Source organism: Variovorax sp. 05L425 (genome assembly GCF_056397705.1).
In genome coordinates this window covers 41,770-63,526 of record NZ_JBFTNY010000012.1, presented here as the reverse complement: position 1 = coordinate 63,526, position 21,757 = coordinate 41,770, and the positions used below count along the sequence as shown (strand labels likewise).

General features: G+C 67.3%; 17 protein-coding genes and 1 pseudogene. 3 read left to right on the top strand and 15 right to left on the bottom strand.

The genetic code is table 11. From position 1 onward, the window contains the following. Positions 1-14: 14 nt before the first annotated feature. The 9 genes from AC1DN9_RS15240 to AC1DN9_RS15200 are packed head-to-tail and all read right to left on the bottom strand — an operon-like array spanning position 15 to position 9,050. On the bottom strand, positions 15-1,493 hold the full coding sequence (locus tag AC1DN9_RS15240; protein ID WP_478101531.1) for an aldehyde dehydrogenase: 1,479 nt from the start codon (positions 1,491-1,493) through the stop codon (positions 15-17). Positions 1,494-1,508: 15 nt separating this feature from the next. After that, on the bottom strand, positions 1,509-2,327 hold the full coding sequence (locus AC1DN9_RS15235; RefSeq protein WP_478101529.1) for an aspartate dehydrogenase: 819 nt from the start codon (positions 2,325-2,327) through the stop codon (positions 1,509-1,511). Positions 2,328-2,335: 8 nt separating this feature from the next. After that, positions 2,336-4,036: a thiamine pyrophosphate-binding protein gene (locus tag AC1DN9_RS15230; RefSeq protein ID WP_478101527.1), complete on the bottom strand. Its 1,701-nt coding sequence runs from the start codon at positions 4,034-4,036 to the stop codon at positions 2,336-2,338. Next, complete coding sequence (locus tag AC1DN9_RS15225; protein WP_478101525.1) at positions 4,029-4,868, bottom strand: SDR family oxidoreductase; 840 nt, start codon at positions 4,866-4,868, stop codon at positions 4,029-4,031. Before AC1DN9_RS15225 ends, AC1DN9_RS15230 begins: the two co-directional genes overlap by 8 nt. 19 nt (positions 4,869-4,887) lie before the next feature. After that, the gene (locus tag AC1DN9_RS15220; protein WP_478101523.1) at positions 4,888-5,727 is read right to left on the bottom strand and encodes an IclR family transcriptional regulator; all 840 of its coding nucleotides are present in this window, start codon (positions 5,725-5,727) and stop codon (positions 4,888-4,890) included. Between the two features lie 31 nt (positions 5,728-5,758). Continuing rightward, positions 5,759-6,607 carry an alpha/beta fold hydrolase gene (locus AC1DN9_RS15215; protein ID WP_478101521.1) on the bottom strand — a complete coding sequence of 283 codons (849 nt, stop codon included), beginning with the start codon at positions 6,605-6,607 and terminating at the stop codon, positions 5,759-5,761. A gap of 23 nt (positions 6,608-6,630) precedes the next feature. Further along, on the bottom strand, positions 6,631-7,173 hold the full coding sequence (locus tag AC1DN9_RS15210; RefSeq protein ID WP_478101519.1) for a cupin domain-containing protein: 543 nt from the start codon (positions 7,171-7,173) through the stop codon (positions 6,631-6,633). Positions 7,174-7,197: 24 nt separating this feature from the next. Further along, complete coding sequence (locus AC1DN9_RS15205; protein ID WP_478101517.1) at positions 7,198-8,013, bottom strand: SDR family oxidoreductase; 816 nt, start codon at positions 8,011-8,013, stop codon at positions 7,198-7,200. Positions 8,014-8,066: 53 nt separating this feature from the next. After that, entirely contained in the window at positions 8,067-9,050 is a 984-nt protein-coding gene (locus AC1DN9_RS15200; protein WP_478101515.1) for a Bug family tripartite tricarboxylate transporter substrate binding protein, read from the bottom strand. Positions 9,051-9,216: 166 nt separating this feature from the next. Here AC1DN9_RS15200 and AC1DN9_RS15195 point away from each other — a divergent pair. Beyond that, positions 9,217-9,653 (top strand): annotated as a pseudogene (locus AC1DN9_RS15195) (MFS transporter); the annotation flags it as partial. A 134-nt stretch (positions 9,654-9,787) separates the two neighbouring features. Here AC1DN9_RS15195 and AC1DN9_RS15190 read toward each other — a convergent pair. Continuing rightward, a complete protein-coding gene (locus tag AC1DN9_RS15190) occupies positions 9,788-10,717 on the bottom strand; it encodes a dihydrodipicolinate synthase family protein (RefSeq protein WP_478101513.1) in 930 nt (309 codons plus the stop codon). Positions 10,718-10,757: 40 nt separating this feature from the next. Further along, positions 10,758-11,522 (bottom strand): SDR family NAD(P)-dependent oxidoreductase, encoded by a 765-nt coding sequence (locus tag AC1DN9_RS15185; protein WP_478101511.1) that lies wholly within the window; start codon positions 11,520-11,522, stop codon positions 10,758-10,760. Positions 11,523-11,615: 93 nt separating this feature from the next. Between AC1DN9_RS15185 and AC1DN9_RS15180 the strand changes: the two genes are divergently transcribed. Next, positions 11,616-12,365, top strand: coding sequence for a transporter substrate-binding domain-containing protein (locus AC1DN9_RS15180; protein ID WP_478101509.1), 750 nt, complete (start codon positions 11,616-11,618; stop codon positions 12,363-12,365). Positions 12,366-12,385: 20 nt separating this feature from the next. On the opposite strand, the gene AC1DN9_RS15175 is transcribed toward AC1DN9_RS15180, so the two are convergent. Further along, entirely contained in the window at positions 12,386-13,405 is a 1,020-nt protein-coding gene (locus tag AC1DN9_RS15175; RefSeq protein WP_478101507.1) for a 2-dehydropantoate 2-reductase, read from the bottom strand. Further along, positions 13,402-16,038: an alanine--tRNA ligase gene (gene alaS, locus AC1DN9_RS15170; protein WP_478101505.1), complete on the bottom strand. Its 2,637-nt coding sequence runs from the start codon at positions 16,036-16,038 to the stop codon at positions 13,402-13,404. The genes AC1DN9_RS15175 and alaS overlap by 4 nt, the downstream gene beginning before the upstream one ends. A gap of 118 nt (positions 16,039-16,156) precedes the next feature. Between alaS and AC1DN9_RS15165 the strand changes: the two genes are divergently transcribed. Then, positions 16,157-16,528, top strand: coding sequence for a DUF2784 domain-containing protein (locus AC1DN9_RS15165; RefSeq protein WP_478101503.1), 372 nt, complete (start codon positions 16,157-16,159; stop codon positions 16,526-16,528). A gap of 26 nt (positions 16,529-16,554) precedes the next feature. On the opposite strand, the gene AC1DN9_RS15160 is transcribed toward AC1DN9_RS15165, so the two are convergent. Together AC1DN9_RS15160 and AC1DN9_RS15155 are read right to left on the bottom strand one after the other, a co-directional pair. Then, on the bottom strand, positions 16,555-20,673 hold the full coding sequence (locus AC1DN9_RS15160; protein ID WP_478101501.1) for a CHASE domain-containing hybrid sensor histidine kinase/response regulator: 4,119 nt from the start codon (positions 20,671-20,673) through the stop codon (positions 16,555-16,557). Next, positions 20,670-21,641: a GGDEF domain-containing response regulator gene (locus tag AC1DN9_RS15155; RefSeq protein WP_478101498.1), complete on the bottom strand. Its 972-nt coding sequence runs from the start codon at positions 21,639-21,641 to the stop codon at positions 20,670-20,672. The genes AC1DN9_RS15160 and AC1DN9_RS15155 overlap by 4 nt, the downstream gene beginning before the upstream one ends. Positions 21,642-21,757 lie beyond the last annotated feature (116 nt).

Here is a 21,757-nt window from a genome sequence, read left to right as displayed (position 1 = left end):
CAATTTCTCCGTGTTCACGCGTTTGCCCACGGCAGCGGCTGCTCGTTCGTGCCCCAGTACATGCTCTTCTGCTCCATGTACTGGAAGATGCCTTCGCGGCCCTTCTCGCGGCCCAGGCCGCTGTCGCGCCAGCCGCCGAAGGGCGTGGAGACGGAGAACTGCTTGTAGGTATTGACCCAGACCGTGCCGGCCTGCACCGCACGGCCCAGGCGCCAGGCGCGCTTGAAGTCACGGCTCCACACGCCCGCGGCCAGCGCGTAGACGCTGTCGTTGGCCTGCGCGATCAACTCTTCCTCGTTGTCGAAGGGCATCGCGACGAGCACCGGCCCGAAGATCTCTTCCTGGCTGATGCGCGCGTTGTTGGTCAGGCCTTCGAGGATGGTCGGCGTGTAGAAGTAGCCACGGTCCAACCCATTGCCGTGCGGGCGCACGCCGCCGGTGCGAATACGTCCACCCTCGGACACGCCGAGCTCGACATAGCGCTCGATCCCCTCACGATGGCGGGCGGTGATCAGCGGACCCATCTGCGTGCGCTCCGAGGCCGGGTCGCCCACGCGCAGCGCGTTGGCGCCTTCGGCGAGCCGCGTCAGGAACTCGTCGTAGATCGAGCGCGCGACGAACAGGCGCGAGCCTGCGATGCACGATTCGCCCGACGAACTGAAGATGCCGTAGAGCACGCCATTGACCGCATGGTCGAGGTCGGCGTCTTCGAGCACCATGGTGGGCGACTTGCCGCCGAGCTCCAGCGACACCGGCATCATCTTGTCGGCCGCGATGTGCGCGATGTGCTTGCCGGTCGTGGTGCCGCCGGTGAAGGACACGCGCTTGACCAGCGGATGCTTGGTGATCGCGTCGCCGATGACCGAGCCTTTGCCCGGCAGCACGCTGATGATGCCCTTGGGCACGCCGGCCTCTTCGCAGATGCGGGCGAGTTCGAGCGCCATCACCGGGGTGACCTCGGCGGGCTTGACGACCACCGCATTGCCGGCGGCAAGTGCGGGCGCGAGCTTCTGCGCTTCGCTCGCAATGGGCGAGTTCCACGGGGTGATGGCGGCGACGACACCCATCGGCTCGTGCACGCTCATCGTCACGAAGGGGCCGCGCGATGGGGTAATGGTTTCTTCAAGCGTCTCCAGCGCAGCGGCAAAGAACTGGAAGGTGCCCGCGGCGCTCGCCACCAGGGCACGCGTCTCGCTGATGGGCTTGCCGTTGTCCAGTCGCTGCTTCTGCGCCAGCGTCTCGGCCTGTTCGCGGATCAGGTGGGCCACGCGATGCAGCACCGCGGCGCGCTCGTGCGGCAGCTTCTGGGCCCAGCCGCTGGTGAGGAAGGCGTGGTGCGCACGGGTGATGGCTTCTTCGACATCGGCGAGGCTCGCGGCCTGCAGGCGCGCGATGGGTTCGCCCGTGGCCGGATAGAGGCTCTCGTACACGTCGCCGCCGCCGAGGCGCCATTCGCCCGCGATGTTGAGGGGGAGCAGTTCAGAGGAAATCATGAGAGGTGCCTCGCTTCAGATCGAAAGTGCCGCGACGCGGTTGCGCAGCGCCCGCACGGCGCTGTAGACAGTCAGTGCGGAAGTCTTGGGATTGGCCGCCAGCGCCTTGTTGCGCATCGTCAGCTCGAAGCTGCCGAAGGCGCCATCGGCTTCGACCGTGTGGACGTTCTCGGCGACGGCCGGGTCGGCAATGAGGCGCACGTGGGTGCGATCGAGACCGAGGCCGGCGAGCGACACCGTGGCAGCGACGTTGGCGTTCTTCGGATAGAGCGTTGCGGCCTCGCGGGCGCTGCCTTCGAAGATCACGGTTTCGCCTTTGAGCGCAGAGAGATCGCGGCCTTGCTCTGCCGGGGTCCCCTTCCACGCATGGGGCGGCTTGCGGCCGGTGTAGCGCACGCTGTCGAGTCCGCCGATGCGGGCTGCAGCCAGCGCATCGATGGCGCCAATGGCACCTGCGATCAGTTGCACTTGCGTCCTGCCGGCTGTTGCCGCCGCTTCGAGCTGCTCGGCCAAGCCTTTCGCCGAGAGCGCGCCCACCGAGGCCACGATGCACGGCGTGCCGCGCTGCAGGGCTGGAAGGACGTGCGCTTCGATCGCCGCGTGGCCGGCCGCCTCGATCACGAGGTCGATGCCCTGCTCGGGCACGGACGACACCACCTGCGCGCCGGACGCCAGACGCTGCGCGACGGCCTGGGCGGCCTCGAAGGCATCGGCGGGCACGACGATCGCCGCGACCGACAGGCCCGCATCGTCGCGCAACAGTTCGAGCGCGGCAGTGCCGATGGCGCCACAGCCGATGAGTGCAACGCGCAGGACGGGCACGGACATCTTCATGGCCTCGCTCACTTGCCCAACACGCCGAGCGCGGGGATCTGCGTGATCTTGTTGGTCGGCGGGCCTGCGAAGGTGCTCTTGAAGCCCCCGATCGACAGCATGTCGATCTCGAGCAGGAAGGGACCATCGGTCGACAACGCCTCGTCCAGGCGCGCCGGCAGCTCGTCCAGGCTCTTCACGCGGGCATGCGGCAGCGCGAGCGACTTGCACAGCAGGTCGTAGTCGGGCGTGTGCAGCTCGGCGTAGCAGCGGCGGCCGCCGTACTGCACGTCCTGGATGTTCTTGATGACGCCGTAGCTCTTGTCGTTCATCAGCACGATCACCATGGGGGCCTTCTCCTGCACCATGCAGGCCAGTTCGCCCAGGTTGAGGATGAAGCCGCCGTCGCCGGCCAGGCAGAAGGTCTTGCGGCCGGAGCCGGTCACCGCCGCGCCGATGGCCGCGCCGATGGCCATGGGCATGCCCTGGCCGATGCCGCCGCCGGTGGCGTGCACGCCAGCGCTGGGTTCGAACACGCGCAGTTCGCGGTTGCCCCAGGTGCTGTTGGAGACGGTGACGTCACGCACCCAGTTGAAGTTGCGGCCCGCCACGGCCTGCAGTTGGCGCACGAGTTCGGCATACGGGCCGAGGCCGTCGCGCAGCGTGGCCACAACCTGGTCGTGGGCCGCGCGCAGGTCGCTCAACAGCTTCGGGTCAGCCTTGTACCTGATCGCTTCCAGGCGGTCTGCCAAGCCTTCGAGCGCCAGTGCAGAGTCGCCGCAGACAAAGGCGTCGGTGGCATAGCAGCGGCCTTCCGCGGCAGCGTCGGCGTCGATGCGGTACAGCGGGCGCGGCAGCTTCAGCTCGTACTTGAGCGTTTCGTTGCCGCGCAGGCGCGAGCCCACCACGAGCATCGCGTCGCAGGTCTGATAGAGGTCCTCAACGGGCTTCTGGATGTTGTAGGCGCCCAGCGAGCCGGCATCGTCCTCCGGCACGATGCCGCGGCCCTGCGTGGTCGTGACGACACCGAAGCCGAGCTTCTGCAAACGCTTGATCGCCGCACCGGCGTTGCGCGCACCGCCGCCGACCCACAGCATCGGGCGCTTGGCCTTGGCCAGGCTTGCAGCCAGTGCATCGAGGCCAACCTTCGAGGGCACGGCGGCCTCGATGGGCAGCGGCGACAGGTCCGCCGGCATCGTCGTGAGTGCCGACTGAATGTCGATTGGAATCTCCACGCTCACGGGGCCGGTCGGCGCGGTCATCGCGACCTGCACCGCGCGCTTGAGCGTGCCGAGCACGTTCTCAACGCTGCGCACGCGGAAGGCGGCCTTGGAGACGGCCTTGAGCATGGTGAGCTGGTCGGGCGCCTCGTGGATGTACGACATGCCCTTGTCGATGTAGGGCGTCTCGATCTGGCCGGTGATGTGCAGCAGCGGCGCGCCGGCGGTGAGCGCCTCGACCATGCTGCCCGCGATGTTGCCCGCGGCGGGGCCGGTGCTGGTCACACACACGCCCAGGCTGGCGGTGGAGCGCGCATAGGCGTCGGCCATGTTGCCCGCGCCGGCTTCGCCGCGTGCCGAGATGAAGCGGATCGCGCCGCGCTGTGCGAAGGCGTCCAGGATCGGCATGTTGTGGATGGAGATCACGCCGAACGCAGCCTTCACGCCGCACTGTTCGAGGAAAGCCGCGACGACGGCGCCGACGGTCACGGTGTTGGTGGGGTTATGCATGGCGGGAATGGCCTCCGGAGATATCGATGTGGGCACCCGTCGTGTAGGACGCGAGGGGCGAAGCGAGGAAAAGAATGGCACGCGCGGCTTCGATCGGAAGTCCCAGGCGGCCCAGCGGGATGTGTTTGCTGTGGGCGAGTTGACTGCTCCAGGCGGACCAGTCGAGCGACTTGTCTTCGCGCGCTTCGAAGCGGCGGCGCCATTGGCCGGACTCGACCAGACCGATGAGGATGCCGTTGACGCGCACGCCCTGCGGCGCGAACTCGGTCGCCATGGAGCGCACGAGGTTGAGCAGCCCCGCGCGTGCGGCCGATGTGGCGACCATGTGCGGCTCGGGCTGGCGCGCGAGTAGCGAATTGGCGCAGACGATCGCGGCGTCGCCAAGCACGACGCGCTGGGCCGCCAGTTGCGGCAGGAAGGCGCGCGTCGGATGGATGACGGAGAAGAACTTGAGGTTCAGCTCTTCGGTCCAGGCCTTGTCTTCGGTGTCGGCAAAGGTCGACACGCGGCCCTGGCCTGCGTTGTTGATGAGCATGGAGGCCGGGCCGAGCGCGGCCTCGCTCTCGGCGGCGAAGCTCTGTACGGCGGCGGGATCGAGCACATCGCAGGTGCGGGCGAAGAGCTTGGCTTGCGGGCGCTTGGCACGCAGGGTGGCCACGGCGCTATCGAGGCGCTCGGCATTGCGGCCGCACAGCGCAACGGCGGCGCCGCAATCCAGAAGCTGCTCGACCGTCGCCAGGCCGATGCCGGAGGAGCCACCGGTCACCACCGCCACGCGGCCCGAGAGGGCGTGGGGCGAGAAGAAGGATGCGGAAATCGTGGGCGTCGTCATGATCGTCGTCCCCTGCCCTTCAGGCGCGGTTGCCGCCGCGCAGCGGAACCACCTTGGACGCCGGCGAATAGTTCAGCAGCCCCGAGATGCCGTCGGCCGTCTCGCGCACCCGCTGCACCATCTCGTCCATGCGGGCTTCGTCGATGTGACCCGAGGTGATGGTGGCGCCCAGCGCAGCCACGATATGGCCGCTGTGGTCGCGCACCGGCGCGGCGATGGTGGAGATGTTCGACTCGAAGAAGCCCTCGCCCAGCACATAGCCGCGCTCGCGGTCGCTCTGGACCATGTCGAAGAGTTCGTTGACCGTCTTCGGCGTGCTCGGCGAGAAGGTCTCGAGCTTGTCTTCGGGGTAGAGCGCGCGCAGTTGCACCAGGCTCAGGTCTTCGAGAAGGATGCGACCGAGCACCGTGGCGTGCGCGGGCAGCCGCGTGCCGACCGTGACCGAGCTTGCGAACGGCGTGGGCGGCGCGACCTTCGCGACGTAGACGATCGAGCGGCCGTCGCGCACCACCAGGTTGCACGGCGTGCGCAACTCTTCGCACAGGCGCTGCAACAGCGGCGTGCCGAGCTGCGTGAGCTCCAGCGAGGCCAGGTATTCGAAGCCGAGGCGCAGCACGGCCAGGCCGAGACGGTAGTCGCGACCGCCTTCTGCGCGCTCCAGGAAGCCCATGTTCTCCAGCGTCGTCAGCAGGCGAAACACCGTCGAGCGCGGCAGGTCGAAGCGGCGCGCGAGTTCGGGCGCGGACAGCGTGCGGTTCTCGCGGCTGAACTCGCACAGCACGCGCAGGCCGCGCTCGAGCGCCGGAACGTTGTAGCGGTCGGCGCCCTCTTCGATCACTTCATTGCCAGGGGTGGTCATAAGTCTCTGGTTCCTGTGGTTTGTTGTTCGGTCAGGACGACAGCGTGTCGCGCAGGATCGCGGCCACGGTCTCGGGCTGTTCAACGTAGCTGGCATGCCCGGCGCCTGCCAGCAGTTCGAGCGTGACGCCGCACTTGCGCGCGACTTCGTCGCATGCGGCGGGCGTCGTGACGACGTCCAGCGCACCGCAGGCCACGCGGACCGGCATCGCGGGTGGCAGATCGGCGAGAAGATCGCCACCGCACAGCAACTCAACAGCCTGGCGGTAGCCGTGGTCATTCAAACGAGCCATGTTCCAGCGCACCCACTGGCGGGCCAGCTCGCTCGCGTTGTCCGACACGAGGCGGCCGGAACGCTGCGCGGCCATGCCGGCGATGCCGAGCTTGGCGAGCGTGTCGAGTCGTTCCGTGTGGACGCGTTGGCGGGCTTCCGCACGCGCGGGCGCGCCGTATCCACCGGCCGGGCTGATGAGGACCAGCCTCTTGATCCGTGCGGCCGACGGCGATCCCGCACGCGCAGCGGAAGCGGCCGTGAGCGCGCCGAGCGAATGCCCGACCAGCACGCAGGATTCGATGTCCATCGCATCCAGCAAGGCATGCAGGCGCTGCGCATAGTCCGATGCGGTCGGCGCCTCGGGCACCACCGGCGTCGATTCGCCGTAGCCGGGCGCGTCCCACGCGATCAGGCGAGCGTGCGGCGCCAGCACCCATGCCGTGTCGAGCCACGAGGCAGCGCCCGAACCGATGCCATGCAGGCACACCACGACAGGCCCCGCGCCGCACTCGCGCACGGACACCACGCCGCCGCTCACCGGCACGCTGCGTGCCGGAAAGCGCGCGTCAAGGCGCGCGACTTCGGACTGGGGCAGGACAGAGGTCATGGCGGCTTCGCTCATCGCAGTGCTCAGCGTTTGATCTTCGCCAGGGGGTGATCGGCTGGGTACGTCGGCGTCACCGGCTTCTTCGCGCCGAGCATCACGCACATCAGCGCGTCTTCGTCGCCGATGTTGATTTCCTCGCGGTAGACGCCCGGGGGCACGGAGATCAGGTCGCGGTCGGTCATGATGGTCTCGAAGCGCTCGCCGTCCTTCTCGATGACGACCTTGAGCTTGCCGCGGATCAGGAAGAAGACTTCTTCCACGTCGGTGTGCAGGTGCGGCGGGCCTTCATGGCCGGCCGGGATCACCATGGTCGAGAAGGTGAAGTTCTCGGCCGGGACGGTGTTCATGTCGCTGGCGACGCCGGTGCCGCCGGTGCCCACGTAGCGCATCTGCGCGCGACGGAACTTGGGGTCGTGGTCGGCCTGGAACTTCAGCGCATCCCAGTCGTACTTGCGCGTCGAGTAGCGCGCGATGCGGGTGTTCATCCATGCTTCGAGGCTGGCCCCTTCGGGGCACGCCCAGGTCGGCGTTTCATCGATGTTTTGTTGCTCGGACAGATCGCTCATCAGGGTTCTCCTAGGTCGAATAAATCAGTGCATCACGAAGCCGCCGTTGACGGCGAGCAACTGGCCGGTCACGAAGCGCGACAGGCCGGACAGGGCAAACAGGACCGCGCCGCAGACGTCGACCGCCTGCTGTTCGCGCGGAATGGCGCGGCCTTCGAGGTATTTCTGGTGCCGCGCCATGGGCACGTACTCGGTGGCTTCCACCAGCGTGAGGCCGGGTGCCACCGCGTTGACCGTGATGCCGTCGCCGCCCCACTCGCGCGACAGCGAACGCGTCATCGAGATGACCGCGCCCTTGCTCGACGCGTAGGCCAGCAGGTTGGGCGCGCCCCACAGCGCGGTGTCGGACGCGAGGTTGACGATGGCGCCGCGGCCACTCTTCGCGAGCGCAGGCTGGCAGGCGCGGCTCATGAGCCAGGTGCCGCGCACGTTGACGTTCATCACGCGGTCCCACATGTCGATCTCGAGCGCATGGGCATCGCGGCCGCCGGAGTTGGTGATGGCGGCGTTGTTGACCAGGCCGTCGAGCCCGCCGAGCAGGTGGACGGCTTCGGAGCCGCTCTTCTCGATCGAGGCCGGATCGGACAGGTCGATGGTGAGCGCGTGCGCAGTGAAGCCGGCTTCGCGCATCGCCCGGGCCTCGGTCTCGGCGAGGTCGGACAGGATGTCCGCGAGCACGACGCTCGCGCCGGCCTTGGCGATGCACTTGGCAAAGGCGAGGCCCAGCCCGCGCGCGGCGCCGGTCACGAGCACGCGGCGGCTGGCGAGCAGATTGGCGGGCAACTCGGCAAGCAAAGCCTGCAGGCCAGCGGCATCGGGGGTGGTGTTCACTGAAGTCATGGCGTCGACGTGCTTTGCGTACTTTGGATACTTTGCGTACTTTGGATACGGCCTCAATCGGCCTGGATACCCAGTTCCTTGATGATTCGGCCGAAGCGTTCGAAGTCGGCGGCGTTGGTCCTGGCGAGCACATCCGGCGAGCCGCCCAGCGGCAGCGCGCCCAGCGTCGCCATGCGCGAGACCACGTCGGGCATCTTGAGGATCTCGTTGAAGTGGCTGTTGAGCATCTTCACGGTCTCGGGCGACATGCCCTTGGGACCGAAGAGACCGTGCCAGGCGGTGACTTCCACGTCCTTGATGCCCAGTTCCTGAAAAGTCGGCACATTGGGAGCCAGCGGCGAACGCTTCTTGTCAGCCACCGCAAGCACCACCATCTTGCCGTTGGGCAAGTAGGGGTCCACAGGGCCCAGCGTGATGTAGGTCAGCGGCACATGGCCGCCGAGCACGTCGTTGACGGCCGGTGCGACGCCGCGATATGGCACATGGCGAAGTTCCAGACCCGTCGCCTTGTTGACCATCTCGCCGAGGATGTGCATCGGCGAGCCGCTGCCGGGGCTTGCGTAGGCCATCGACTGCGACTTGGCGGCGGCCATTGCGCCCTTGAAGTCCTTGAAGCCGGCGCCCGAACTCGCAACCAAGGCGAGCGGCAAGGTGCCGGTCTCGATGATGGGGGTGAAGCCGTTCAGCACGTCGTAGCTGGACGAGCCGTTGGTCTTGAGCACCAGCTGCGCGATCGAGAAAGTGCTCGGCGCAAGCAGGAGCGTGTAGCCGTCGGCGGGCGCCTTGGCGACATAGCTGCTGCCGATCACGCCGCTGGCGCCCGGCCGGTTGTCGACCACCACGGGCTGCCCGATGCGGGTGGAAAGCTTTTCAGCGAAGAGGCGGGCCAGGGCATCGGTATCGCCGCCGGCCGGATAGGCCACCACGATCGTCACCGGCTTGCTCGGGAATGCTTGCGCCCAGGCGGGGCCGGCGGACGCCGCGGCGGCGAGCGACAAGGCAAGGGCGAGAGCTTGGCGGCGTGTCTGCTTCTTCATGGTGGGTTGCGATCCGTACGAGGGTTGGAACTGAAAACCGGCCTCCACTCCGGGTTCAAATCCGCTGATCGACTGTCAGCTCGTTGATCCGGTTTGTTTCACTAATAAAACAATGGTTTATTACTGGAACGACCTACGAAGAATATTCGCAAACGTGTCACGCAAGATAGGTACAAACCCTGATTTTTTCGTTCGCTTACAGGAAGCCGGCACCTCCAAACTCGGCGCCGTGCTGCGCGTGACGAACGGCAACTTCCTCGAACAGTTCGACTTCTTCCTGTTCGGCTTCTATGCCACCTACATCTCCAAGGCCTTCTTCCCCGCGAGCAGCGATTCGCCTCGTTGATGCTGACCTTCGCGGTGTTCGGCGCGGGCTTCCTGATGCGCCCGCTGGGCGCGATCATCCTGGGCGCCTATATCGACGAAGTGGGCCGTCGAAAGGGCCTGATCGTCACGCTCGGGATCATGGCCGGCGGCACGGTGCTGATCGCCTTCGTGCCGGGCTACGCGACGATCGGCCTGATCGCGCCCGTGCTGGTGCTGCTCGGCCGTCTGCTGCAGGGCTTTTCGGCAGGCGCGGAGTTGGGTGGCGTGTCGGTCTACCGACCTGGCTGATCGAAGTGACCGGCGACAAGGCGTCGCCCGCCTACTGGCTCAGCGTGGCGGCGGTCTGCGGGCTGGGGGCGACCCTGGCGCTCTACCGCAAGGGGCGCCGGCCCGCCGTCGCGTAGCTGCCGTCAGCGGCCCCAGCGCAAGACCAGCGCGTCGAGACGGCGCGCCGTCTCGATCAACAGCGAGCGGCTGGCAGGATGGATCGCGGGGAATGGATGGCGCGGTGCCTCGCACGCGATCACGCCACCCTCCTTCATGAGCGACTTGGCGGCCAGGAGTCCGCACTGTCTGTTTTCGAGATTGATCAGCGGCAGCCAGCGCTCGTAGGCTGCGATGGCTTCGTCGCGCCGCCCCGCGCTGTATGCGTCGAGGATCGGGCGGATGCCGTCGGGATACCCGCCGCCGGTCATCGAGCCTGTCGCGCCGGCTTCGAGGTCCGGCAACAGCGTGATGGCTTCTTCACCGTCCCACGGCCCTTCGATCGCATCGCCGCCGAGGCGGATCAGTTCGCGCAGCTTGGCCGCGGCGCCGGCGGTTTCGATCTTGAAGTACGCGACATGCTCGATCTCCTTCGCCATGCGCGCGAGGAAGGCGGCCGACAGCGGCGTGCCGGCGGCCGGTGCGTCCTGAATCATGATGGGAATGCCCACGGCATCCGACAGCCGCGCATAGAACTCGTGGATCTGCGGCTCGGCGACGCGAAAGGTGGCGCCGTGATACGGCGGCATCACCATCAGCATCGCGGCGCCCATGTCCTGCGCGCGGCGGCTGCGTTCGGCGCACACCTTGGTGCTGAAGTGCGTGGTGGTCACGATCACCGGCACGCGGCCTGCGACGTGTTCGAGGATCGTGCGCGTGAGCACCTCGCGCTCGTCGTCCGACAGCAGGAACTGTTCGGAGAAATTCGCCAGGATGCACAAGCCGTCCGAGCCCGCGTCGATCATGAAGTCGACGCAGCGCTTCTGGCTTGGGAGGTCGAGGTCGCCTTGTTCGTCGAAGGTGGTCGGCACCACCGGAAAGAGGCCTCGATAGCGGGCGGTCGTGTTGGAACTCATGTCGTCCTTTCAGATGTATCGAATGAAAAGCACCACGCCCTCACGTCCAGCCGCCGTCGACGATGAAATCCTGGGCCGTGCACATGGCGCTCTCGTCGGCCACGAGGAAGAGCGCCATGCTGGCGATGTGATCGGCCATCAGCGGCTTGTTGATGCACTGGCCGCGCGCGATGTCGACACGCGCCTGGTCATCCACCCACATCTTCAGTTGCTTGTCGGTCATGACCCAGCCCGGCACCAGCGTGTTGACGCGGATGTTGAAAGGGCCGAGGTCCCGCGCCAGGCTGCGCGTCAGGCCCTGCACCGCCGCCTTGGAGGTGGTGTAGACCGGCATGCCGCCCTGTTTGAGCTTCCAGCTGATCGAACCGAAATTCACGATCGATCCGCCGCCCGCCTGGCGCATGTCGTCCATGACGTTGCGCGCTGCGAAGAACTGGTGCTTGAGGTTCACACCGACGCCGGCGTCCCACGATTCAGGCGTGGTCTCCTCGATGCGGTGGCGGCGGTCGTTGGCAGCGTTGTTCAGCAGCCCGGTGATGGGGCCGAATTGCTGCCGCACCGAAGCGATGGCGCCTTCGAGTGCCGCGATGTCCGTCAGGTCCGCCGTGACGAACAGCGGCGCATGGCGCGCGCCCGCCAAGGCTTGCGCAAGTGCCGCACCGGCGGTGGCGTCGATGTCGATGAAGCCAACCTTTGCGCCCTGCGCGACGAAGCGTTCAACCAGGCACGCGCCGATGCCGGTGGCACCGCCCGTGATGAGGACAGTGCGGTCGACCAAGCTGGGGTACTGGGCAAAGGTGGTCATGGCTGGAAGTGCGAGCGGATGAAGCGCGAATTATGGGGTGTTGCTCGATCACGAATTCAGACCTCTGTCACCTGATCGCGGCAGAATCCCGGAATGAGCACCACCCTCCCCACGGCCGTGGTTTCGGCCTTCGCACCCACCGGCGCGCTGCGCGCCTCGATCAATCTCGGCAACCCCATCCTCGCGAACCGGGATGCCGCCACCGGGGAGCCGGTCGGCGTCTCCATCGATCTCGCCCGCGAGTTCGCGCGGCGACTCGGGGTTGCGGCAGAACTCGTGGTCTTCGAAAAAGCCGCCGCCTCAGTCGATGCGGTGCGCAACGAGCAGGCGGACATCGGCTTCTTCGCGATCGATCCGCTGCGCAGCGAAGGCATGCAGTTCACCGCGCCCTATGTGCTGATCGAAGGGAGCTATCTCGTTTCGGCAGCCTCGCCGGTCATGCGCAACGAAGAGGTCGACCGCGACACGCACCGCATCGCCGTCGGCACCGGCAGTGCCTACGACCTCTTTCTCACGCGCGAGATCAAGCAGGCGCAGATCGTGCGCGTGCAGGGCGCCAAGGGTGTCATGGAAAGCCTTCACGCCGGCCAGGCCGACGTGGCGGCGGGCATCCGACAGGTGCTCGAAGCCGAAGCCGGGCGCGTTCAGGGCCTTCGTCTTCTGCCCGGCCGCTTCATGGTGATCCAGCAGGCGATGGGCACGCCCGCGTCGCGCGGCGCCGAAGCGGGTGCAGCGCTCGCGGCGTTCGTCGAAGAGATGAAAGCCAGCGGCTTCGTGGCCGACGCGCTCGCGCGTCATGGCATTCAAGGCGCCAGCGTCGCGCCGGCGGGCCGGGCGGTCTAGAAGCGGAAGCGGCCTCGGGCCTACAAGCCCAACGCTGTGACCAACTGCCGCGCTGCCCAGCGCTCCTTGCGTTCCGGCCAGGCTTCGAGCAGCTCGACCATCTTCGCGTTGCGCGGCGCCTTCGAGCCGTTTGCCTCGGCGAGGCGCACCACCTCGCCGCACAGCGCGTCGATCTCGGTGCGGCGGCCCAGCGCCAGATCGTCCGCCATGCTCGAACGCGCCTTGGCGTCGATGCGCAACATGCGCGCCGCAACGATGCGAAAGACCGGCGTCGGCAGCCGCAGGATGCCCGGCAACTTGGCAGCCGGCACGGCCGCGAGCTGCGCCGGCTGTATGCCGGCCATGGCAAGTTCGGCCAGCGCCTCGTCCATCAGCGCGGCAAGGCAGCGGCGATAGCCGCGTTGCAGCAGTTCGTCGCGCAAGGGCAGGCCCGACAGCGCATTGATCGGATTGTTCAGGTTGAGCAGCAGCTTGCCCCATTGGATCGGCTGCAGATCGGCGTGCAGGTCGATCGGGACACCCGCTTGCTCGAACACCGCCACCCAGCGCCGAAGCGTCGGATCGTCCTTCGCGGCCAAGCGGCCGACCGTGCCGCGATGGAACGCACCAGGTCCGATTTCCGCGACGTTGTAGGGGACCATCGCCGGCAGGATGTTGAGCCTCGGCGCGGCCTCTGACGCCACGGCTGCATTCGAGATGCCGTTCTGCAGCGAAAGCACCGCCGTGTCTGCCGGCAGCCTTGCGGCGAGTTCGGCGGCGGCCTCGGCGGTCGCGCCACTCTTCACGGTCAGCAGCACCAGCCCCGGGCGAATGCCGGGCGGCACCGCTTCCGCGAGCCGGATCATGCCGGGCGCGACGTGTTTGCTGATGCCGTCCAGATCGGTCAGCGTGATGCCGCGCGACGACAACGATCCCAGCACGCGAGGCCGCCCGACGAACGCGACGCGCACGCCAGCCGCCGCCAGACTGCCCCCGATGAAACATCCGATCGTCCCGGCCCCCATCACGAGGACGTCGACCGGCAGTTCCTCGCCGTTCATCCCTTGGCTTGCAGGCGCTCGGCCACCCAGCCCTGCACCGACTTCAGCGCCGCCGGAACGCCGGCAGCATCGGTCCCGCCGGCCATCGCCATGTCGGGCTTGCCGCCGCCCTTGCCGCCGACCTGCTGTGCGACGAAGTTGACGAGATCACCGGCCTTGAGCTTGGCCATCGTGTCGGCCGTGACGCCGGCCGCGATCTGCACCTTGGCGCCATCCACGGCGGCGAGCACGATGGCAGCCGTCTTGAGCTTGTCCTTGAGCTTGTCCATGGTGTCGCGCAGGGTCTTGGCATCGGCGCCGTCGAGCTTGGCCGCGAGCACCTTGATGCCGTTGACGTCGACCGCCTGGGCCAGCAGCTCGTCGCCCTTTGACGACGCGAGCTTGCCCTTGAGCGAGCCGACTTCGCGCTCCAATGCACGCACCTGTTCGAGCACCTGCGCGAGACGCCCCTGCAACTCCGAGGCCGGCGTCTTCAGCGTCGCCGCCGCGCTGTGGACGGTGGCTTCGAGCTGCTGCAGATAGGCCAGCGCGTTGGCACCGGTCACGGCCTCGATGCGCCGGACGCCGGCAGCCACGCCGCCTTCGCTCACGATCTTGAACAGGCCGATGTCGCCGGTGCGCGAAACGTGCGTGCCGCCGCAGAGTTCGCGGCTGCTGCCGATGTCGAGCACGCGAACGGTTTCGCCATACTTCTCGCCGAAGAGCATCACGGCGCCTGTCTTCTGGGCCGACTCCATGTCCATCAGGCGGGCCTGCGTCGCCTCGTTGGCGAGGATCTCGGCGTTCACGCGCCGTTCGATCTCGACGATCTGCCCGGCCGTCACCGGTGCGTTGTGCGCGAAGTCGAAGCGCGTCTTGTCGGCGTCGACCAGCGAACCCTTCTGCTGCACATGGCCACCGAGCACTTCGCGCAAGGCCTTGTGCATCAGGTGCGTGACACTGTGGTTGCGCATGGTGGATGCACGGCGCTCGGTGTCGACGCGCGCCGTGACGATGTCGCCGACCTTGAGCGAGCCCTGCGTCTGCGCACCATGGTGGCCGTACACGTCGGCCTTGATCTTCTGCGTGTCGTCGACGCCGAACTGCACGCCCTCGGCGACGAGCACGCCCTGGTCGCCGACCTGGCCGCCGCTCTCAGAATAGAAAGGCGTGGTGTCGAGCACGACGATGCCGGGCTGCCCTTCATTCAGTTGCTGGACCGATGCGCCTTCGAAATACAGCGCGACGACGGTGGCCTTTTCTTCGAGATGCTCGTAGCCGGTGAAGGCGTTGCCCGCGCCGGTGTACTCGACCGCACGCTCCATCTTGAACTTGCCAGCCGCGCGGCCTGCCGCCTTCTGCTTTTCCATGGCGGCGTTGAAACCGGCCTCATCGACCGCCACACCGCGCTCGCGGCACACGTCGGCCGAGAGATCGAGCGGGAAGCCGTAGGTGTCGTGCAGCTTGAAAGCCACTTCGCCCGGCAGCACCTTGGCACCATCGGCCAATGCCGCGTCGAGGATTTCCATGCCGTTCGCGAGGGTCTCGAAGAAGCGCTCTTCCTCGGCCTTCAGCGTGTCGGTGATGCGCTTCTCGTCGGCGCGCAGCTTGGGGTAGGCGTCGCCCATCAGCGCCACGAGGTCGGGCACCAGCTTGTGGAAGAACGGCTTCTTCTGGCCGAGCTTGTAGCCGTGGCGGATCGCGCGGCGCACGATGCGGCGCTGCACGTAGCCGCGCCCTTCGTTCGACGGGATCACGCCGTCGGCCACCAGGAATGCGGTCGCGCGGATGTGGTCGGCGATCACGCGCAGGCTCTTGTTGCCGAGATCCTTCTCGCCGGTCTCGCGCGACGCAGCCTTGATGAGCGCGTCGAAGAGATCGATCTCGTAGTTGCTGTGCACATGCTGCAGGATCGCTGCGAGCCGCTCCAGCCCCATGCCGGTGTCGACGCAGGGCGCCGGCAGCGGCTTGACGCTGCCGTCCGGCTGCATGTCGAACTGCATGAACACGTTGTTCCAGATCTCGATGTAGCGGTCGCCGTCCTCGTCGGGGCTGCCGGGCGGGCCGCCGGCGACCCCGGGGCCGTGGTCGTAGAAGATCTCGCTGCACGGGCCGCAGGGGCCGGTGTCGGCCATCATCCAGAAGTTATCGGACATGTAGCGGCCGCCCTTGTTGTCGCCGATGCGCACGACGCGTTCGGGCGGCAGGCCGATTTCCCGGGTCCAGATGTCGTAGGCCTCGTTGTCCTCGATGTAGACGGTGGCCCAGAGCTTCTCGGCCGGCAGCTTGTAGACCTCGGTGAGCAGTTCGAACGCCCACTTGAGCGACTCGCGCTTGAAGTAGTCGCCGAAGCTCCAGTTGCCCAGCATCTCGAAGAAGGTGTGATGGCGTGCGGTGTAGCCGACGTTCTCGAGGTCGTTGTGCTTGCCGCCGGCCCGCAGGCAGGCCTGGACGGACGCGGCGCGCACGTAGGGGCGCTTGTCGGTGCCGAGGAACACGTCCTTGAACTGCACCATGCCGGAGTTGGTGAACATCAGGGTCGGATCGTTGCCCGGCACCAGCGAACTGGAGGGCACCACGGTATGGCCCTTGGTCGCGAAGAAATCAAGGAACGACTTGCGGATGTCGGCGACGCTGAAGGTGGGCTGGCTCATCTTGGGTTTAGGCTTGTGGCGAAGGCGGCCGGTTGCGGGCAGCCCCTGCATCGAACCCACCTAACTGCTTGATCTGCTTGAACATTCGATTATAGGTTTTGGGGAAGAATCTCACCGCATGCGTGACCGCATCCTGGCCGACGGCCTGCTCCTGCTGCACGGCCTCTTCATCGTGTTCGTCCTGGCGGGTGGCGCGCTGGTCTGGCGCCTGCCCCGACTGGCCTGGCTGCACCTGCCGGCGGTGGCCTGGGCCGCATGGGTGGAATGGGCCGGATGGATCTGCCCGCTGACGCCGCTGGAGAATGTATTCCGGCACTCGGCCGGCGAGGCCGGCTACGAGGGCGGCTTCGTCGAGCATTACCTGCTGGGCCTGATCTACCCGGATACGCTCACACGCGGCATGCAGATCGGATTGGGCGTGGGTGTGGTCCTGCTCAACCTCACGGTGTATGCACTGCTGATTCGCGCACGGCGTCGGAAACGTGGCTGATGCCAGAGCGACACCGCCGCGGCCGGCTACGCGAATGCCGCGCCGCGCAGGATCTCGGCGGCGCGCTTGAACTGAAGCGCCCTGATCGCGCCGTCCAGTTCCGCGAAGCGTTCAGGCCCGATCGAGCCGCGCAGCGAGGGGCCGACTTCCTCGAACCAGGACATGGCCGAAAGATCCTGCCGTCCCAAGGCGTCGATCAGCAGCGCAAGACCTTCCGGATCGACGGGTGGGTCGGCCTCTCCGCTGGAATCTGCATCCGCCGCCTTGTCCGCCTCCAGATAGGGCTGCGCCGATACGCTGAGCCTGCGCAGTGCGGCGTTCAGGTCACGCAACGCCTGCTCGGCACGGTCGGTGTCGCCGGCTTTCAAGGCCGCCTCGCCGGCACCGGCCGACTGTCGAACGCCCTCGATGCCGACCAGCCCGGCACTCCCCTGGAGCTTGTGCAGCCGTGCCGCCAGCGCTGCGGCCCCTTCACCGACCGGCAGGGCGACATCCTCGCCAGCCAGGTCCCCGAACTCCCTCAGCAAGCCCCGAAGGACACTGAGCAGGAGCGGTCGATCGCCTCCCAGCCGGCGGAACGCATCCGCCGCATCGACGCCATCGATCGCCGGCCAGTCCGGCGGCAACGGCGTGAGGACCGGCGCCTCATGCATCGTCGACACCCGTCTGCCCTTGGCCCGCTCCGCGCAGCGGCGCACCGTGCGCACCAGCAGCTCGACATCGAAGGGCTTGCCGATGAAATCGTTCATGCCGGCTTCCAGTGCGCGGTCGCGCTCGGCGATCAGGGCGCTCGCCGTCAGCGCGATCACCGGCAATGCCCGGAGGCCGAGTTCGCCGCGGATCCTGCGCGTGGCCTCGTTGCCGTCGAGGACCGGCATGTGGACGTCCATCAGCACCGCATCGAAGCCCTGCGGCTCGACGCGCAGCCGTTCGACCGCCTCGCGGCCTTCCGACGCAACACCGACCTGGGCGCCCTCGCGTTCGAGGATGTGCTGGCACACATCCAGGTTCACGGGGCTGTCGTCCACCACGAGGATGCGCATCCCCGAAAGCCGCCGCCCAGGCGAATCGCCGCCGAGCACCACCGGCGACACGTCACCTTCGCTGACGATATCCAGCGGCAGGACGACCCAGAACTCGCTGCCCTCGCCCGGCGTGCTGTCGACGCCGAATTCGCCGCCCATCAGCTCGGTCAGTTGCTTGACGATCGACAGCCCGAGCCCGGTGCCGCCGAAGCGCCGCGTCGTCGACGTGTCGGCCTGCGTGAACGGCATGAACAGGCGTTCCAGAACCTCGGGCTCGATGCCGATGCCCGTGTCCACGACGGCAAGGCGCAGGCGCACACGATTTTGCAGTTGGTTCTGAACATGCGCGATCAGCCGCACCGAACCCTGCGCGGTGAACTTCACCGCATTGCTCAGCAGGTTCACCAGGATCTGTCGGATGCGCGTCACGTCGCCGCGCAGGCGCGGCGGCAGATCGGCGCCGGCGTCCAACCGCAACGTGATCCCCTTGTTCCCAGTGTCCACCACAGTCATCGCGATCACGTCGTCGAGCAGCGCGCGCAGGCCGAACTCGGCTTCGTCGAGCACCATTCCGCCCGCCTCGATCTTCGAGATGTCGAGGATGTCGTTGATGACGCCCAGGAGCGCATTGCCTGCCGTGTCGATCTTCTGCAGGAAGTCGCGCTGCCGGTCGTCCAGCGCGGTCTGCCGCAGCAGGTAGGCCAGCCCGATGACGGTGTTGAGCGGCGAGCGGATCTCGTGGCTCATGTTGGCCAGGAACTCGCTCTTGGCCTTGCTCGCCGACTCGGCCTGCGCGCTGCGCTCGTTCAGTTCCAGGTTCAGGCTCTCGAGCTGGTCCTGCGCCTCCCGCATGTCGCTGACATCCACAGCCACGGTGATGAAGCCCTGCACGACACCCTTCTCGTCGCGATCGGGGACGAAGTGCAGCCAATAGTGGAGCGTCGAGCCGTCGCTCATGTTGCGGGTGCGCATCACGCGCTGGTCCTTGCCGGCAAGCACAGCCCGGACATAGGGCTCGTTGATGCGGAAGATCTCCGGCCCGAGCATTTCCTGGAAGGTGATGCCGATCATCTGCTCCGCCGTGCGCCCGAGCCATCGCAGATGGGCGCTGTTGGCGAAGGTGCAGTGCAGGTCGGGCGACCAATATGCGACGACGCCGGGGATGTTGTCAGTCACGATGCGCATGAAGCGCTCGTTCTTGCGCGTTCTTTCTTCAGCGGCCTTGCGCTCCGACAGGTCGGTCGCAATGGCGATGAAGCCGATCACCGTGCCCGCGGCATCGCGCAGCGGGCTCACGTTCAGGTGCACGAGCACCCGGCTGCCGTCCTTGCTGACGTAGGTCCACTCCCTCGGCTGCGCCCGGCCGGTGCCCGCCGCCGGCGCGAAGACTTCGCACACGTCGAGCGGACGGCCCAGCTCGGTGGTGAGCGCCATGGAACGCCCGTGGATTTCGAAGGCATCGTGGAAACTGTTCATCTCCATCCGGTCCACCACCTCGGCGGCGGAGTAGCCCAGCAAGGCCTCCGCGGCAGGATTGAACAGCGTCACCATGCCATGGACATCGGTCGCGATGATGGCGCTCGCCGCACCTTCGAGGATGGCGCGCTCGCGCGTCGACAGCGCCGCGAGTTGCGCGGTGCGCTCGAGCACCTGCTGTTCGAGCGTCGCGTTCAGTTCGAGGATGTGCGCCTTGCTCGCCTTCTCGTGCGTGATGTCGCGCACCGTTTCGGCCGCTCCGATCACGCGGCCGCTCGCCGAGCGGATCGGCGCGGCCGCCACCGACACGGCGACGGGAGAGCCGTCGCGATGCCGCCGGAAGGTCTCGAACGCGGCGACCGATTTGCCATCGGCGATATGCCGCAGCAGCGTCTCTTCTTCTCCCACGTGGTCCGGTGGCAGCAACAAGGCCTGCACGCGCTGCCCGAGGGCTTCCTCGATGCTGTAGCCGAAGATCTTGGTCGCGCCGGCATTCCAGTCGGTGATCGTTCCGTCGGGGCGCAGGCCGATGACGGCGTCGTTCGAGCTGGTCACGATGGCCGCGAGCCGCGATTGCTGCTCCCCGGCTTGCGCCTTGCGGCGCCTGTTCGACTGCTCGATGAAAGTCAGCAGCGCCAGAAGGACTGCCAGCATCGCGCCGATCAGGAAAACGATCCACGGGCTGCGCAGGTTCAGTGCCTTGTCGAACGGCGGCTGGGCGTTCACCTCCACCATCCAGGTCCGCCCGTAGAGCTGCAGCGGCAGCGCGCGCTTGAGCGCATCGGGCGGCGCGCTCGCCTGGCCCGGCGACACGAAGAAGCGATCCGGCGTGCTGCCGGGTGTCGTGTCGACCAGCGCCATCGCGAACTCGCCGTCCTGGAAGTCGAGTCCCTTCAACACTTCGTCGATCAGCAGCGGCGCGTAGACCCAGCCGATCACCTCCTCGGGCCCGCCGCGCGCGGCAGCCGAGCGACGTTGGCGCTGCTGGAGTTTTCTGAGTTGCGCCTCGGCCCGGAAGACCGGCAGGAGCAGCGCGACCGAACGCTGGCCCCGGGACGCCGGCTGCGCCTGCACCAGGGAGATCGGCGCGGTCACCGTGGTCTCGCCGGTCCGCATGGCGCGCTCCGCGGCCGCGCGTCGATGGGGCTCCGACGCGATGTCGAGCCCGATCGCAGGACTGGACGCTTCCAAGGGTTCGAGATACTGGATGACAAAACGCTCGCCGTCATTCGCACCCAGTTGGCGCACCTGGAAGTCCGGCTTGCCGTCGAGCCGCGCCGCGGCGACGAATGCAGCCTCCTGCGCGACCGGCACGCGGCGGATGAACCCGAAGCCACCCGCGCCGGGAAAATCGCGCCCGATATCGCGCGAAGCAATGGCCTGGGCAAAGCGCAGCCGCGTGATGCCGCCTTCGCCGCCGGCCGCGATGACAGCGCCCCGAACTCCCAGCAGGCCGGTTTCGTAGGCATGCATGCGCGAGTTCACCTGCTCGACCGCCCGCCGCGACAGCACATCGAAGCGTTCCTGCGACAGCGTCTCGTTGTAGTTCGCCTGCCACAGCGCGGCACCCGCCGCACCACAAAGGCCGACGGCCAGCCAGATCAGCGATCGGGCGGACTGCCGAAGGCCCACGGTGAAGCTCAATCCGTCTCTGCGCCGGGCTGCGGCGCGGCCTCCGGTGCCTTCAGGCCGGCCTGTGCGCGCCCTGCCCTCGCCGCCGTTTCGAGCGCGGCGCCGGCTGCGCTCGCCAGTGCTTCCGCTGGCGAGCCGCCTGCTGCCGACACCGCGCCGCGTGCGGAAGCATCGAGGCACGTCACGCCGGCGCTGCACGTCACGTGTCGAGACACGGCGGAGCCCTGGTGGCTGATGTCCAGCGTTTCGACGGCGCGCAATGCGCGATTGGCGACGTGCACCGCGTCGTCGGCATTCGTGTCGGGAAGAACCAGCGCGAAACGTTCACGCTCCAGCCTGGCGGCGAAGTCGCCCGGACGGCGGGTGCTGCGCCGCAATGCATCCCCGACCGCCGCGAGACAGGCGTCCGCCGCCTTGCGGTCGTACAGGGCTTCGAAGGATTGGAAGAAATCGACTTCGATCAGCACGACCGAAATATCCTGCCCCGCCTCCCCGGCCCGGGAAATTTCTCGTGACAAGGTCTCGGCGTAGGCACGATCGTTGGCCAGTCCCGTGAGCCCGTCGATCCGCGACAGCCTGCGCAGGTCGTCGGAAAGTCGCTTCAGCTTGAGTTGCGTGTTGACCCTCGCAAGCACTTGTTGCGCATTGAAGGGCTTGCGGATGAAGTCGACGGCGCCCATTTCAAGCACGGCCACTTCGAGCTCGGACTCCTGATGGCTGCTCACGAAGATCACCGGCACTTCGGCCAGTGACGGATCGGCCTTCAGCGCTTCGCACACCTGCAGGCCGCTCATGTCGCCCATCTGCGCGTCGAGCAGGATCAGGTCCGGCGTCGCCTCCTTGCTGAGTTGCAGCGCATCGGTGCCGCTGGTCGCGAATCGGACCGTCGAGTAGTCCGAAAGCATCCGGCTCAGAACCTGGATGACGGAAGGATCGTCATCGACCAGAAGCAAGCTCGCTTCGACAGGAAGTTTCTTCATCGCCGAATTTTGCCGCACCTGCAAGCAAAGGTTACGTCGCGCGGTGCAAGGGTATGTCCCAAGCGGGCCGCGACGCAACGAATTCGTATGATGATCGTGCAACCCGCTCACCGGAC